This is a genomic window from Wolbachia endosymbiont (group A) of Melieria omissa (assembly GCF_964031125.1).
GTDB lineage: Bacteria > Pseudomonadota > Alphaproteobacteria > Rickettsiales > Anaplasmataceae > Wolbachia > Wolbachia pipientis.
In genome coordinates this window covers 966756-982639 of sequence record NZ_OZ035007.1, presented here as the reverse complement: position 1 = coordinate 982639, position 15884 = coordinate 966756, and the positions used below count along the sequence as shown (strand labels likewise).

Below are 15884 nucleotides of genomic sequence, written 5' to 3'. Positions count from 1 at the left end.
AATTTAATACTCGAAGTATATAATTTGACTGATAATAAATTAACTGTATGGCAATCAATAGAAGTTTTGACGAAAGCCATATTGAACATGCAGAAAAAATTAAGCTTAATTAAGAATATAGCTTCAGATCAAGACATAACCCTAGAAAAAGGAAAGGAGTTGTTAAGTGGCATTTATGAAGCAAATTTTAAGCTAAACAAGGCAATCAATATAGCCACTTTGCCAAAAATTGGCTATCATATGCTAAATGGCGAGCTTGTTGTACGTAATCATATTACAGAAGAGGAAGTAAAGATTCCTAGAGATTTTCATTACCTTAAAGTCGTTAAATCTGATCATGATGATTATAAATTAACGTTTTGTAATTTTTTAGGTAACGAGTTTTTTGAATATAAAAAGTATGATCCACAATATTCTGGTATTTCAGATGAATATAAATTTGTGAATTTTGGTAGTGTAAAAAAGACTCATAATCTAAAATTTAAGGAATACGTTGGTCATGCACCTAAATTTTTTGCTGCAGAAGGGCCTATTGAGCCTGGATCCCAAAACCATGCAATTGATCTATTTGAGCTAGTCAAAAGTGGTAAAGGTAGAAAAGTGGGAGCCTTTGCTGATGAATTTGGTTATTTTGATGATCAAAATAAATTGCATTATTATAATTATCACAAAAGTGCAGAAAGTAATACTTATGATCCTGAAAATTTCAGTGTAAAAATGATAAATATAGATGTGAGCAAAATCGATAAATTCTACCTCATTGCAGAACAAGGTGATATAATCATTCATCCTATTTGGGAAAATTTAGACATATTTTAAAGTTTTTTTTAGAGTATCTAAGCTTATTGTTATTATAATGATCCGATTAGGTCTGGTAGTATTGTGTTATGGAAGATAAATTACTTGAATCAGTAAAAAACAAAAGTTATTTCAGTAAAGCAGTCGAATGGTACTGCCATAGGTATCTGTTTTGTGTAGCAGAAAGATCTTGGATGGCATTAATAGTATCGCTTCTCCTAGTATGCTTATGTTTATCAACATTAAACATATACCTGTTATTTCCTATTAAAAAAGATTTAAATTTTGTGAAGTATATGAACCACACAGAAGATGAGTTCTCCGCAATGCATAAGCTTAGTTTCAGTAAAAAGGAAGATGAATACACTTCCACAGCGAGGTACTTAATAAGTAAATACATCGAAATATATGAGTCCATTAAGACCGTTGAACCGAAGTACCAAGAAAATTTTATAAGAAACAATTCTATACATAAAACCTATCAAGGCTTTCAGGAAAAAACGAACAATGAAGCTGTTTCATCCAAAAGAAAAATTGCCAACATAAATGTAATAACATTATCTATTGATCGATCGACCAAGGACTTAGTTACATTTGCTGGAAATGCTACTGTAGTTTTTGCAACCGAGCAAAATAAGGAGGTGAAAAATCAGGCTGTTGAGATTAGCTTCACTTTGTCGAATATAAAAGCAACTCTGGCTGGTATAATACCATTTAAATTTATTGTTAATGGTTATAAATACAGATTTTAAAATATTACTTGGTAGCTAAAAAAAATAACCAAAGTGCACATAGCAGTAATAACTGGAGGTAAAACTAGAAGAATTGGTGTTTTTTTAATAAAGTAATTCTGAGAAGGTTTTAAGAAAAAGGCGTTGTAAATTATCGGTAAAAAGTACAGAGCGTTGAGTATAGTACTAACAATTAACACTAGAGTTACAAACACAGAAAGTATTACATTGCCAGAGTTGAAAACAGCTTGAAAAATGAGAAATTTACCCCAAAAAGTTGGAGCAGGCGGCACCCCTATCATAGACAACGCACCTATAGCAAATGCTGTCATGCTAATTGGCATACTGCGTCCTATACCGTAAATCTTATCTATATATTTCTCACCTGCTCTCGTTATTATTGCTCCGGCAACGAAAAACAAAGTGATTTTTGCAAATGCGTGGCAAACTAATTGAAAAATTGCAACCCTCATGCTGAGCTCACTAAAAATTGAAGCGAACAATATAATATATGACAATTGAGAGATGGTAGAGTAAGCAAGCAATTTCTTTAATTCTTTTTGCTTTAGTGCAATCAATGATGCAGTAATAATAGTAAATCCAGCAGCGTACGGAAGCCACCCTCCAGCAAACCAATTTTGCTGCGCAAAACGTTGCATGTTATCGACGCCAAAAGTGTATAATATAACTTTTATGATGATGAAAACTCCGGATTTCACAACAGCAACAGCATGCAGTAGTGCACTCACAGGAGTTGGTGCAACCATTGCTTTTGGTAACCAAAAATGCATTGGCATTAATGCAGCTTTTCCTATTCCGTAAATTAGCATAGCAAAACACACTGCAATAAAAGTGATGAGTGAAGTATCAAATTTGAATATTCCACCACTTACAAAGTCTAAAGTATGAAATTCATTATATAAAAGGCCTATTGCAGGAAAAAATAATACCAAAGAAGAGAAAAATAGCACGCCAAAGTAATAGCGTCCTGCAATCATTGATTCATTTGTTGAGTTGTAAGTAACCAGAGGGTATGTACTAATAGTTAGAAGCTCATAAAAGACAAATGTAGTGAGCAAATCTCCAGAAAAAGCAATAAACATTGCACAGCTAATCGATATTGAAAAAAAGCATAGAAAACTTGAGTGATTGCTATCAGCATAGTTATTCTGCATATAACATATTGCATATATACTGGTCAGCACCCATAAAAACGATATTAATAAACTGAATATTACTCCGGTAGACTCTAGCTTTAAACTAATGTGCAAATTATTACCAAAATCCATGAGAATAAATTGAGAATGATCACCATATACCCAATATAAAGTGCACAGACACGTATACGTAAACAGAAGTACAGAAGAAGTGACAGTAATACTATTGTTCACTCCGGGCCATTTACCAGTAAAAAAAATAACTAACGCACTTAAAAGTGGAATCAACGCAGTAATTAATAAATAATTCTCAGTAATTGAAAATGGTAAGGAAAGAGACGTTAAAACACAGTCCATTAAATAATTCATCTTTTTGTTTAGGTAAAGCTAGAATTATACTAAAATCATAGAAAAACCGCTATGTTTTTTTGGCAAACTAGTCGTTTGTGTATGCTATAGCTATACTGCGATTCATTCCACAACTGTACGAACATTTGTTTTTGTTAAACACAACAAAGATGTCATCCCAGTGCCCTGACTACTTGGATCCAGAAAACTTAATTTCAACTAAGTGGCTGCATAATAAAGGCTGGATTCCAGTGCCAAGCACTGGAATGACAGCAATCTACGTCATACCACCACGAACCGTCATACCGCGATTCATTCGCGGTATCTCATCCGCTAACTAGTAGCGGGATGACGAGCTTATCGTCATGCCACCGCGAACCGTCATACCGCCGCGGTATCTCAGCATAGATTCCGCTAACTAGTAGCGGAATGACGGTTTTTCAAATTGTCGTAAGTCAGTTTAGCTATATAGATAGCACAAAGTCAACTGCATAAATTGAAAATATCTGCTAGACGCAAATTACAACAAATGCAGTAGCGTAATCTCCATCGTCACTTAAAGAAAGATGAATTTTGGAGATAAAATCCTTGCTAACGGTAAGATATGGCTTGCCTCTTACATCATTGTATATTTCTATATCTTTCATTGTAATACCCTGACCACTACCTCGTGCTTTAACAAAAGCTTCTTTTGCTGCAAAGCGTTTAGCAAAATACCTTGCTCGCATTTCTTGACTATTATACTTTCTACTTAGCTCTATTTCCTTTTCAGTGTAGATTCTATTGAGAAATTTTTCCCCGTATTTTTGTAATATTCTCAATATTCTTGGTATATATACTATGTCAGTGCCGATACCGTGTATCATTTTGCGCTAAAGTGATTTATTGCTTCCTCAATCTGCATTTCCTTTACCTCTCCAGTTGCTCTATTTTTTACTTCAACTATATTTTCACTTACTGCTTTCTTTCCGACAATTATTTGCCACGGCAAGCCTATCAGATCCATTCTAGAAAATTTTACTCCTACACTCCCTTCCGTATCATCGTAAAGCACTTCATCGCTTTTCAAAGCTTTGTATATTTTATCTGCAGCCTCCGTTACTTTCGTTTGTAAATTGATTAAACCAATTCTGAAAGGAGCCACCGATTCTGGCCAGATAATTCCTTTATCATCATGAAAAGCTTCTATTATTGCACCAACAAGCCTTGAAACCCCAATGCCATACGAACCCATATGTATATTGACATTTTTTCCATCTTGAGAAGTAACACTTGCCTTCATAGGCTTTGAATATTTGTCGCCAAAATAAAAAATATGCCCTATTTCAATACCTTTACTAACATTTAACTGCTCTTGTGATATAGGGCAAGTCTCAGGATCATGCATATCATCTGCAACTGCGTATATACTCTTTAAACTTTCAATATCTTCACTCTCTAGTAGTTCAGAAAATTTATTGTCATAATATAAAGTGCTCTCACCAGTGTTTGCCAATATATGAAACTCGTGGCTCAAATTTCCTCCAATTGGCCCCGTATCAGCTCGAACTCCAATTGGAGTAAATCCCATGCGTTTGAAGATTTTTATGTAAGTTTTGTACATCAAATTATATGAATTCAGTGCACCTTCGTAATCTACATCAAAACTGTATGCATCCTTCATCAAAAATTCCCTGCCCCTCATAACACCATAACGTGGTCTTACCTCATCACGGAATTTCCATTGAATTTGGTATAAACAAAGTGGCAAATCTTTGTAACTTTTTACCACATCTCTAATTAAATCAGTTGCTATCTCCTCATGCGTTGGACCAAAAAGCATATCTTCCTCATGCCTATCCTTTATGCGTAGCATTTCCTTACCGTAATCATCGTAACGCCCTGATTCTCGCCAAAGACTTGCTGGTTGCACACAAGGCATTAATGCTTCAATAGCACCGGATTTGTTCATTTCATCTCTGATAATATCTTCAATATTCTTAAGCACTAAGAGACCAAGTGGTAACCACGTATAGATGCCAGATGCTATCTGCTTTATTAAACCTGCACGCAAAGAATATTGATGGGAGATAATTTTAGCATGGGCAGGCTTTTCCTTTAGAGTTGGCAGGTAATATTTGGATAAGCGCATATAATAGATCTGATTGTATTAAGTAATCTTAATACAATCAGACCTGTAGGTAAACTTATTTTGAAAAGGAAGGGAAGTGCATGGCTGACCATTTCATAGTTATCATAGTCCTTGTACAACATTTTCCTTTTGGCATCGCAACGCTTTTCCACCAAACTGTGCTATGCGATCCTCAACAGAAAGAGGAGGTGAATCTTGCACCTCATTATCCACTGAGTCAACATTATTTACTTGTGGTGAATCAACACACGAACTTGGCGGTACCGGTGACTCCTCTGTTTCTTGTTCAGGATGTATCGGAGATGTGGCTCTAGATCCTATACCACTGTCAAGACCCCCGCTTCCTTCTTCCTTGCTTGATGGGGAATTTGTGTGTTTTGTCTGCTCCTCTTTTTCCTGCTCTATCTCTTTCTGTGTGTCTTTGCTTTCATCTGTAGTCCAATCTGAATCGCTAATAGAATCAGAATGCTCACTTTCACTATCTGAGAGTTGCATGACTGCTGCTCTCTCCTTAAGTCTCTTTGTCCAATCTGAATCATTATCATCCGACTTCTTTCTCTCTGCTTGCTCCCTATCTATTCTTGCAGCAAACTCTTCTGGTGTTTCTTTTTTGTCAGTGCCCCCACTACTTTCTAATTTTGCTTTCAATTCATTTGTAAAATTTTGTTGCTGCCCACTCTTGTTGCTGCTCACTCTTTTTAACGTAGTACCTCCTCTTATCTGTTCAAACAGAGTAGAATGATTATTATCTCAGGTTCACCAGCCTTCTTCGGTGCATCATTCTTAGGTTGCTCCGTACGCTTGGAAGCTGTAAAAAAATGCGGAGGCGGAGGTGGTAGTGCAGCATCTTGTGGCAATGGAGGAGGTGGTGGCGGTGGTACACTGACACTTGGATTTGGTTGTGTACCCAATGTTACTGGAGGTGATTGAGGAGTAGGTACATTTGATTTATTCTCCAGATTAGTACAATTTTTACACACAAATTTTTGTGGTTCTTGAGATGGAGTATGGCCGAATTTCTGTCCATTAAGACCTACTTCTTTCTTATTATCATCTCTAGAAATAGCCAGTTTAACAAGATATGTCACTGAAATAAGTGCAACAACCGTAGAAACAGCAAAAATTGCTAAAGGAACTGCTGCAATAGGACCAGAACCAGAAACTGCTATAATAACATAAGGAAGATATTGACCAGATATGAAACTAAATATAGATAATAATGAAACAGCAATTAAAGGTTTCCATATAGTCTGCTTAGTTTTAGTAAGCTCCTGACTATCTTTTAGCAATGAAGAATTATTGGATATCATCATTTCTTTGCCTCACTTGTTAACGATAATTTAATAATAACCCAATTAATAATTTCTGTCAATAATTAATTATGAAAAACAAAGTTGCAATTTGAATAGATAAGCTATAAGTAATATACGACCAGCAATAGCCATACAATAGACTTCTTGTATAACCCACACTAAGTAGAAAAAAGGTGTCATCCAAGTAGCTGACACTGCTCTCCTTTGTCATTCCAGTGCTTGACACTGGTTTCCATCCAAAATGGTGTCATTCCAGTGCTTGACACTGGAATGACACCGAAGGGGCTACTGCCGTCTTGGATGGAAACCAGTGTCAGAACTAGTTAACCATGGGGCTTCTTTTGCCTTTTTTTCCATTTGGTAAATTTCTTAAATATTTATGGCTAACATGAAGCTAAGTACGAACTTTGTTAAACATAACAAATGGTGCCATTCCAGTGCTCCTTTTTTTGTCATCCCAGTGCTTGACACTGGGATGGCTTTGTTGCATCGCTCTTCGGATAGTAGGTAACGCACAATAAATTTATGAAGCTATCTCAAATTTAGCCATACCAATATCAGTGAACTTATTGAGCAAATAGCATTTAACAAGTAGTTCCTTCTCTCTATTTGTCTCAGATTTATTCCTAAAACTAAACCCGAATGTTTGTTTCAGTCGCGAGAAAAAACTTTCTATATAAGATCTTTTTCCATAACTCATCTCTTTTTTCCACTTCTTTATACCATCTTCATCATATGACTTTATGAGCTTGACTGCAGAATTTCTCTCAGCCATATAGTCTAACTTTGGATGCTCTGCTGCGTTGTTTTTCGGAGGAATTTTCGTTTTTATACCATATTGATTACACAGCTTATAGAGCTTTTCTCTGTCATATGCCCTATCTGCATATAGTACTTTTATGGCATGCTGAAAATCAACTTCTTTTAGCAAATCACAAGCTCCATAGTGATCAGCCGTTACTGTATTTTACAGCTATGGCTTTTTTGCTGTTTGTATTCAACATTACATGCAATTTTCTTGTCTGTTCATAGCTGCGATACTTTCTATCTTCGCTATTTTCTTTGCTATGACCAGGAGTGTTGTTGTATATACTAATTCCTGTACTGTCTATAGCAATTTCGATATCTTCCATATTATTTTCTGCAATCATTGATCTTAATATTGAGTTTCTTAAACCTTCTTGATGATTGTGAATAGCTGATAACTTGCAAATTTTTCCCAATTTGCTCAAGGTATCCTGCTATAAACCCAACTGTTTGCCTCAGGCCTATTCTAAATAAACAAGTTATTATGTGCACCAAAATTACAACTTTATCGCTATAAATATTGTTGCCACCTGGTATTTTTGGACCATTCTCGTACCACTTTTCTATGGCTTCGTTGATATAATGAAAAATATTTCCTCTTTTTTCTAGAAATTTGTTATATTCGCTATGGTTACTGACCCTCATTTTTTGTGGCATATTTTTTCTTTCAAGGTTAAATGGCTATTTTATAATGAATTTTGTCAGTAGCCACCAGATTTTTTCAGTTGCTATGCAACAAAGCCATCCCAGTGTCTGGGCACTGGGATGACATCATAGGGACACTGGGATTACACCCTGACAATCGTCATCCAGCTACTTGTTAGCGGCTAAGAGATACCGCGAATGAATCGCGGTATGACGGTTCGTGGCGGCATGACGATAACCTCGTCTCACTGCCATTAAGTTAAGGAAAAAAGATAGATTTTATGGGATAATGATGTATACCAATAAGTTTAAAGGTAGTATGAGTAAAAAAGGCAGTAATAAAATTTATTCAAAATGAATTGGCAAGTCTAGAATTTATAGAATCCCATAAATCATCTTCAAAAGATTTTATGAGAAAGAGGAAGTTATCTTTTATTGACATATTTATCTTAATTTTAAGAAAAAGTGTAAAGTCGCTGCAAGTAATACTAAACGAATTTATTTTATATAGTAAAAAAGACTATACCGTTACTGCTAGTGCTTTTAGTCAAGCAAGAAAAAAAATGAAACACAGTGCATTTTCAGAAATTAACGAAGGTGTGGTTTCCTTGTACTACCAAGACCAAAAATTTAAAACTTGTTTTGGCTTTAGAGTGTTAGCTCTTGATGCCTCCAAAATCATTTTACCAACAAGCGTTGAAATAAAAAATGAATTTGGCTCAAGAAAAATACGTAACCAAAAACCAAAAGATTTAGGTGATTATGCAAGTGCAACCTTTGCGGTTTGTTAAGATGTGCTAAATAATGTTGCCATAAGGTCAGTGTTAGATAGAGGTAACACTCATGAAATTAACTTAGCAGATGAAATGCTTAAAGTTGTAAATACTAATGACTTACTGATTTGTATATTTATCTTATAAATTTCTTTCTAGCCTTACAAAAAGAAAAATTGCTTATGTCATTCGATGTCCCAGATCATCTTTTAATGAAGTGAATGCTATGTTTGAAGAAAAAAGCCCATCTAGTGTTAAGGTTACCATATGTGCTCAGCGTAAGATAAAACAAGAAAATAGTGGAATAACGCTTCAAAGTGGTACTGCCATCTGGTGAAATTGAAGTGTTAGCTACATCATTAATGGATGAACAAAAGTTTCAAACTGGAGGATTTAAGGAGTTATATTTTTTACGCTGGGGAGTTGAGACATTTTTTGCAAAACTCAAAGGAAGACTAAGTCTAGAAAATTTTACAGGAAAAAGTGTTGAGTCTGTTAAACAGGATTTTTGGTCAGCTATCATTATTAGCAACCTAGAAAGTGTTATGACAGAAGATGTAGAAGAAGCGTTGAATATGGACTTAACCGATGATAAGCTTAAGAGGAGCATTAACAAATCTGTCTCATTTAACGCGATCAAAAACTTGGCTTTCGACATTTTTGCTACGGAATCAGATACTGACTGCATTATGGATCAATTATCAAAGCTATTTTTGATGAACACTTTGGCGGTAAGAAAGGGAAGGAAAGTTGATCGTCATAAGGTACCTTATCTTCGTTCGTTCAATTACCAAAAAAGGGTTAGAAAACACATATTTTGACTAGAGGTAGTATTCATATCTTCTGATAATAACTGGGTAGCTTATTGCCATAGCTCCTGTAAAATGACTTCTAAACAAACTGTTTCTTAAGTAATTTACACTTCAGAGTTTATCTGCTTTAAAGTTTACTCTATTCTGTTTCAGCATTTGTCATAAATCCTTAATTATTTCTGACTTTTTAGTTCAGTTTTTAACCATTCTTTCCTTAACTTAATGGCAGTGAACCTCGTCATCCCGCTACTTGTTAGCGGGATCTCTTGTTAGCGGCTGAGATACCGCGAATGAATCGCGGTATGACGGTTCGCGGCGGTATGGACGTAGGAAAACCTTTCTTGGGTCAGCTATAGAGACTCTCATCTTTAGCGAGCTTCAAGGTATAGCCTTTCTTATAATAGTCCGAATGCGATAAGATATGTGTTTATGGCTATAGCAGGCCAGTAGCATATTACGGTCTGTTCGGATTATTGTAAAAAGAGCTATAATTGGTTGCTATTTGCGAAAATATTCGCATAATTTAAGTAACATTACTTAATAAAAATTAACTATGGAGCTTAATAAGATTGCAGCATCGATTTTACTTTCTGGGCTAATCATTATGATAGTTAGTAATGTAGTTGATATGCTTTACAGTCCAGAAGAATATAAGATTGAACACCAAACGATAGTAGCTGCTGGCAGCAATGAGTTCCAGCAAAAAATCGAGCAAGTGGCGCTTGATATTGGAGCGCTCATGCAGAATGCTAGCTTTGAGAAAGGTAAATCAGCAGCAAAAAAATGTATAGCCTGCCATAGTTTTGAGAAAGGTGGAATGAATAAAGTAGGACCAAACTTATGGAACATAGTTGGAAATAAAAAGGCCCATCTTGGTAACTCATTCAATTACTCAAAAGCAGTGCTTGAAAGAGGTGGAAAATGGGGGTATGAGGAGCTATTTGCCTTTTTAAAGAACCCAAAAGCCTATATAAAAGGTACACGTATGGCATTTGCAGGTATTTCCAATCCACAAGAAATTGCAGATCTAGTTAGTTATTTGCATCAATTGAGTGATAGCCCGGTTGCTTTGCCAAAGTAGTATGGATTATTGTAAATTGTTTGATGGAAATAATGGTCACATAGCATATCGAAAGCTACAAGGAAAGAAAGCTTCTGTAGTTTTTTTCGGTGGATTTGCATCCAATATGGATGGAACTAAAGCAACTGCTATTTACAAATTTTGCCAAGAAAATGACGTAGCACTTGTGCTATTTGATTATTTTGGTCACGGTCATTCAAGTGGTAATTTTATTGATTACACGATAAGTGATTGGCAAAAAAATTGTGCTAAAGTAATGAGTGAATTAACTAGCGATAAACAAATAATTATAGGTTCAAGTATGGGAGGATGGCTGATGTTGCTCACTGCCCTTCAATTTCCAGAAAAAATTGCAGCACTAATTGGTATATCGTCTGCTCCCGATTTTACTGAAGATTTGATATTCAAGCAATTGTCAGGCAAGCAAAAAGAAGAACTAGATTCTAAAGGTGTAATAGATTTTACTTCAGAGCATTGTACATACAAAATAACTAAAAATTTGATCGAAGATGGCAGAAAGAACCTTCTTTTAAACAAAAAGACAATAGATATAAACTGTCCTGTGCGCTTGCTGCATAGCATTAATGATAAAGATGTTCCTTATCAAACTTCATTGAATTTAGCTGAAAAAATTAAGTCAACCGATGTTGAAGTACACTTAATAAAATCAGCAGAGCACAATATGTCTGACAATCATTCACTGGAAGTTTTATTTAAGACCATTAGAGAATTTTGTAACCAGAATGCATTCTGTGATTTTTAGCAAAACACGATTTTTCATTTGAGCTTTCTTCAACTTAAAATAAATACAGAAAATTGCTGCCTATAGCTAAACTGACTTAGATTTACCGACAATTTGAAAAACCGTCATCCCGCTACGTGTTAGCGGCTGAGATACCGCGGCGGTATGACGGTTCGCACCATCACACTTTGGAACCTTACAGATATTGAGCAAATCCAATAATATCCTTGATTTCTTTTATATTATGGGTTGCAATTTCTGCTGCTTTCTTTGTGCCTTTTTTTAATATTTCATGTAAATGGAATTGGTCTTTTAAAAGATCATTCATTTTCTCACGTATGGGTGATATAACACTGATAATTAAATCAGCTAACTCTTTTTTGAAGTGCTTCATGTCATGTTTGTTCACTTCTTCACATACTTTTTCTGCATTTACATTACTAAGCACTGAATAAATGTTTATCAAATTGCTTATTTCTGGTCGGCACTTTAAAGTAGCAAAGCCTAGAATTGAATCTGTTTTTGCTTTTTCTATTTTTTTGACAATTAAGTCATCCGTATCATCAAGGTTAATGCACGAATGTTCTGAAGGATCAGATTTACTCATCTTGCTTGTGCCATCCCTTAAGCTCATTATCCTTGATGTGCAATCCAAAGTTAAGATTTCAGGTACGATGAAATAATCCAGCTTATAATGATTGTTAAAAGCTGATGCAATATCACGTGCAAGCTCCAAATGCTGTTTTTGATCATCACCAACAGGAACGTATTTAGTTTGATACAACAATATATCTGCAGCCATAAGTACTGGATAACTATATAATCCAAGAGAGGCTTTTTGTTTATCGCTGCCAGCTTTATCTTTAAATTGAGTCATGCGATTAAGCCAACCAATTGGTGTATAGCATCCAAGCAGCCAGCCCAGTTCTGCATGACCACTAACTGTGGACTGACTAAAAATAATGGACTTTTCTGTATCTATTCCGCATGCAATATAAGCTGCTGCTGTTTTGAAAATATTACTTTTTAATTCACTTGCGGGAAGCTTATTTGCTGTGATTGCGTGTAGGTCGACAATACAAAAAAGAGATTTGTATTTATCCTGTAAGTCTATCCACTGTTTGATTGCACCAAGATAATTACCTAAATGTAGTACGCCACTTGGCTGGATACCTGAAAAGACAATACTTGTCATTATACATTTACCTCATGCTAATCGCTTCCACAATCAGCAGATTTCTTAGAAAGAATAACCATTGCAGGACGGAGCAACCTATTTTTGATAGTATAACCAGTTTGTAGTACTTCTACAATGGTGCCAGGCTTTTTTTCATTGTCTTCTCTTTCCACAACAGCTTGGTGTAAATTACTATCAAAAAGCTCACCAAGTGGATCTACTTCCTCTATTCCATGTTTTTTTAGATCATTTATAATTTTTTGATAAGCTACTTTAATCCCCTCATGAACAGGATCACCGTCTTTCAAAATTTCCATTACTCTTTTTAAATTGTCGCACGAGTCGATCATATCACGTGCAAGTTTTGTGACTGCGTAGTCACTTGCATCGCTAATTTGCTTTTGCATTATACGTTTGACGTTTTCATTATCTGCAACAGCACGGCGTAAATGATCTTCAAGCTGAGCTGCACGTTCTCTTAATGTATTGAGATCTTCATTTAAATCATCAGTTTGCTTATGGTTATCACTTTGTTGGTCGTCACCTTTCTGCCTACTTACCATATCAGCAAACTTCTTCTTTTTCTCCTTACTGCTATCTGACATATCATTACCCTTAAGAATCTAATAAATATATAACAATTAATCTGAAAATATCAAGCGCCAGCTACATTCGTCTTTCTATGCTCGCATTTAAAAAGTTAATTAAAGTAGTTTTATAAAAAGAATCAGAAAAAGTACTAATATCATTTTGTGCCATATTAATGTAGTGTCTAGCTTTTTCCATAGAAAGCTGAATGGCATTATGGTGATTAATATAGTGTAATGCTTGGTCAAAATTGTGTCTAGCTGAAGAAAAGCATTTTTCCCAGAATTTTTGCTCTGCTGGACTGCCCTTTTCGTATGCTATAATAGCAGGTAAGGTGACTTTACCTTCGAAAAAGTCTTTTCCGATTTGCTTTCCAGAAGTGCCTTGACTAGCAGTATAATCGAGCATATCATCAACTATTTGAAATGCCATACCAAAATTAAAACCAAAATTCTTTAGCCTCTCTGTTTCGTCATCTGTTGCACCAGATACTGTAGATGCAGCTTCACAGCATGCAGAAAATAAAGACGCTGTCTTTTCTCCAATGATATCAAAATAATTTTCCCTGATTGTGTGGGGGTCAAAACGTGTTGTCATCTGCTTTATTTCACCCTTCACAAGTAAATACGATGCTTTAGATAAAATAGAGAGAATATTTAAATTTCCACACTCTATAAGCCATCTAAATGCTAGTGTCAACAATAGATCACCAACTAAAATGCTTGATTTATTTCCCCAAATCTTATTCGCTGTTTTAACTCCATGGCGTGCCTCACTTTCATCGAGCACATCATCATGAAGTAAAGTAGCATTGTGTATAAACTCTACCGATGCAGCAACATTGATCCTATTCTCCCCAGAATAGTTTAGCATTTTACATATAATAAAAACTAGTTTAGGCCTTATTTTTTTTCCACCTGACCTAACAAGATGAGATATAATATCAGTAGCAAGCTTAGCATCTTCATCATTGACATTTTTGAAGACAAAGTCATTCATAGCTGACAAATCAGAAGATACAATATCGTCTAATTTATCGCTGTTTGTTATTAGCATTTTAAGAGACTTATGCCTCTTGCCCTTGTGCTTTCTCGTTCTCTACTTTCTTCTTTTCTGTTTTCTTTGGTTCTGTTTCTAAAGTTACTATGCCTTTTTTGATAAACCACAGTACTCTTTCAGTTGCTTGCGCGCCTACGCTTAGCCAATGTTTTAATCTATCAGCCTTCACCACAACACGATTTTTATTGTCTTTTGGTAACATTGGATCATATTGTCCTATTTTCTCAATAAAACGCCCATCTCTTGGTGCTCGTGAATCAGCTACAACTATCCTATAAAAAGGGCGTTTCTTTGCGCCAAACCTCGCCAACCTTATTTTAACTGCCATGTTAACCTTTATTCATATATTAGCCACAATTTTATACAATGAGCCGTTTTAAGTCAAATGAATTATACAACTTTTGCACCTTATAATATAATTACCAATAATGTAGGGCAGTGCCGGGCGCACAGCTATACGAACATTCATTTTTGAAGGTAAATTGCACAGCAAATGGTGTCATTCCAGTGCTTGACACTGGAATGGCTTTGTTGCATCGCTCTTCGGATAGTAGGTAACGCACAATAAATTTATGAAGCTATCTCAAATTTAGCCATACCAATATCAGTGAACTTATTGAGCAAATAGCATTTAACAAGTAGTTCCTTCTCTCTATTTGTCTCAGATTTATTCCTAAAACTAAACCCGAATGTTTGTTTCAGTCGCGAGAAAAAACTTTCTATATAAGATCTTTTTCCGTAGTTTGTTTGCCTTTTCCACCTCTTCATTCCATCTTCGCTGCATGATTTTATTAGTCTAATTGCAGCATTTCTCTCAGCCATATAGTCTAACTTTGGATGCTCTGCTGCGTTGTTTTTCGGAGGAATTTTCGTTTTTATACCATATTGATTACACAGCTTATAGAGCTTTTCTCTGTCATATGCCCTATCTGCATATAGTACTTTTATGACATACTGAAAATCGACTTCTTTTAGCAAATCACAAGCTCCATAGTGATCAGCCGTTACTGTATTTTACAGCTATGGCTTTTTTGCTGTTTGTATTCAACATTACATGCAATTTTCTTGTCTGTTCATAGCTGCGATACTTTCTATCTTCGCTATTTTCTTTGCTATGACCAGGAGTGTTGTTGTATATACTAATTCCTGTACTGTCTATAGCAATTTCGATATCTTCCATATTATTTTCTGCAATCATTGATCTTAATATTGAGTTTCTTAAACCTTCTTGATGATTGTGAATAGCTGATAACTTGCAAATTTTTCCCAATTTGCTCAAGGTATCCTGCTATAAACCCAACTGTTTGCCTCAGGCCTATTCTAAATAAACAAGTTATTATGTGCACCAAAATTACAACTTTATCGCTATAAATATTGTTGCCACCTGGTATTTTTGGACCATTCTCGTACCACTTTTCTATGGCTTCGTTGATATAATGAAAAATATTTCCTCTTTTTTCTAGAAATTTGTTATATTCGCTATGGTTACTGACCCTCATTTTTTGTGGCATATTTTTTCTTTCAAGGTTAAATGGCTATTTTATAATGAATTTTGTCAGTAGCCACCAGATTTTTTCAGTTGCTATGCAACAAAGCCCACTGGAATCCAGCCTTTTTTTAATCATTAAAACGTTGTATTTTAACATAAAACGGCTACTTTTATGCTTACCAACTTAATAAAATTCCTGGATCCCAGTGTCTGGGCACTGGGATGACATCCTT

Annotated in this window: 13 protein-coding genes and 4 pseudogenes; 6 read left to right on the top strand and 11 right to left on the bottom strand. The window is 35.3% G+C overall.

All coding sequences use genetic code 11. The features are described 5' to 3' along the window. Positions 1–24: 24 nt before the first annotated feature. A complete protein-coding gene (locus tag ACQH2Q_RS04585; protein ID WP_338481699.1) occupies positions 25–819 on the top strand; it encodes a hypothetical protein in 795 nt (264 codons plus the stop codon). A 68-nt stretch (positions 820–887) separates the two neighbouring features. Further along, entirely contained in the window at positions 888–1550 is a 663-nt protein-coding gene (locus ACQH2Q_RS04580) for a VirB8/TrbF family protein (protein WP_425383403.1), read from the top strand. On the opposite strand, the gene ACQH2Q_RS04575 is transcribed toward ACQH2Q_RS04580, so the two are convergent. Further along, the gene (locus tag ACQH2Q_RS04575; protein ID WP_425383619.1) at positions 1547–3043 is read right to left on the bottom strand and encodes a proton-conducting transporter membrane subunit; all 1497 of its coding nucleotides are present in this window, start codon (positions 3041–3043) and stop codon (positions 1547–1549) included. The two genes, ACQH2Q_RS04580 and ACQH2Q_RS04575, sit on opposite strands and share 4 nt — an antisense overlap. Before the next feature lie 167 nt (positions 3044–3210). On the opposite strand from ACQH2Q_RS04575, the pseudogene ACQH2Q_RS04570 reads away from it, so the two are divergent. Further along, positions 3211–3309 (top strand): annotated as a pseudogene (locus ACQH2Q_RS04570) (WPE palindromic element domain-containing protein); the annotation flags it as partial. Positions 3310–3543: 234 nt separating this feature from the next. On the opposite strand, the gene ACQH2Q_RS04565 reads toward ACQH2Q_RS04570, so the two are convergent. From ACQH2Q_RS04565 to ACQH2Q_RS04545, 5 genes and pseudogenes are all read right to left on the bottom strand, one after another. Further along, complete coding sequence (locus ACQH2Q_RS04565) at positions 3544–3900, bottom strand: holo-[acyl-carrier-protein] synthase (RefSeq protein WP_151807997.1); 357 nt, start codon at positions 3898–3900, stop codon at positions 3544–3546. Then, the gene (proS, locus tag ACQH2Q_RS04560) at positions 3897–5165 is read right to left on the bottom strand and encodes a proline--tRNA ligase (protein ID WP_155969413.1); all 1269 of its coding nucleotides are present in this window, start codon (positions 5163–5165) and stop codon (positions 3897–3899) included. Before proS ends, ACQH2Q_RS04565 begins: the two co-directional genes overlap by 4 nt. A 102-nt stretch (positions 5166–5267) precedes the next feature. Beyond that, a complete protein-coding gene (locus ACQH2Q_RS04555) occupies positions 5268–5858 on the bottom strand; it encodes a hypothetical protein (protein ID WP_425383402.1) in 591 nt (196 codons plus the stop codon). A 23-nt stretch (positions 5859–5881) separates the two neighbouring features. After that, a complete protein-coding gene (locus ACQH2Q_RS04550) occupies positions 5882–6478 on the bottom strand; it encodes a hypothetical protein (RefSeq protein WP_425383401.1) in 597 nt (198 codons plus the stop codon). Between the two features lie 523 nt (positions 6479–7001). After that, positions 7002–7942: pseudogene (locus tag ACQH2Q_RS04545) on the bottom strand (IS5 family transposase). 326 nt (positions 7943–8268) lie between these two features. Here ACQH2Q_RS04545 and ACQH2Q_RS04540 point away from each other — a divergent pair. From ACQH2Q_RS04540 to ACQH2Q_RS04530, 3 genes and pseudogenes are all read left to right on the top strand, one after another. Next, positions 8269–9524: pseudogene (locus tag ACQH2Q_RS04540) on the top strand (IS4 family transposase). Between the two features lie 544 nt (positions 9525–10068). Further along, a complete protein-coding gene (locus ACQH2Q_RS04535; protein WP_010082469.1) occupies positions 10069–10596 on the top strand; it encodes a c-type cytochrome in 528 nt (175 codons plus the stop codon). A gap of 1 nt (position 10597) precedes the next feature. Beyond that, positions 10598–11359 (top strand): alpha/beta hydrolase, encoded by a 762-nt coding sequence (locus ACQH2Q_RS04530; RefSeq protein WP_265024257.1) that lies wholly within the window; start codon positions 10598–10600, stop codon positions 11357–11359. A 175-nt stretch (positions 11360–11534) separates the two neighbouring features. On the opposite strand, the gene trpS is transcribed toward ACQH2Q_RS04530, so the two are convergent. The 5 genes and pseudogenes from trpS to ACQH2Q_RS04505 all read right to left on the bottom strand — a co-directional run bounded on the left by trpS (position 11535) and on the right by ACQH2Q_RS04505 (position 15673). Then, positions 11535–12533: a tryptophan--tRNA ligase gene (gene trpS / locus ACQH2Q_RS04525; protein WP_006280207.1), complete on the bottom strand. Its 999-nt coding sequence runs from the start codon at positions 12531–12533 to the stop codon at positions 11535–11537. A gap of 17 nt (positions 12534–12550) precedes the next feature. Then, positions 12551–13120, bottom strand: coding sequence for a nucleotide exchange factor GrpE (locus ACQH2Q_RS04520; RefSeq protein WP_155969407.1), 570 nt, complete (start codon positions 13118–13120; stop codon positions 12551–12553). A gap of 61 nt (positions 13121–13181) precedes the next feature. Next, positions 13182–14159, bottom strand: a complete 978-nt coding sequence (locus tag ACQH2Q_RS04515) for a polyprenyl synthetase family protein (protein ID WP_264339502.1) — start codon at positions 14157–14159, stop codon at positions 13182–13184. A gap of 10 nt (positions 14160–14169) precedes the next feature. Beyond that, the gene (gene rpsP, locus ACQH2Q_RS04510) at positions 14170–14490 is read right to left on the bottom strand and encodes a 30S ribosomal protein S16 (protein WP_006279266.1); all 321 of its coding nucleotides are present in this window, start codon (positions 14488–14490) and stop codon (positions 14170–14172) included. 242 nt (positions 14491–14732) lie between these two features. Continuing rightward, positions 14733–15673 (bottom strand): annotated as a pseudogene (locus ACQH2Q_RS04505) (IS5 family transposase). Positions 15674–15884: the final 211 nt, after the last annotated feature.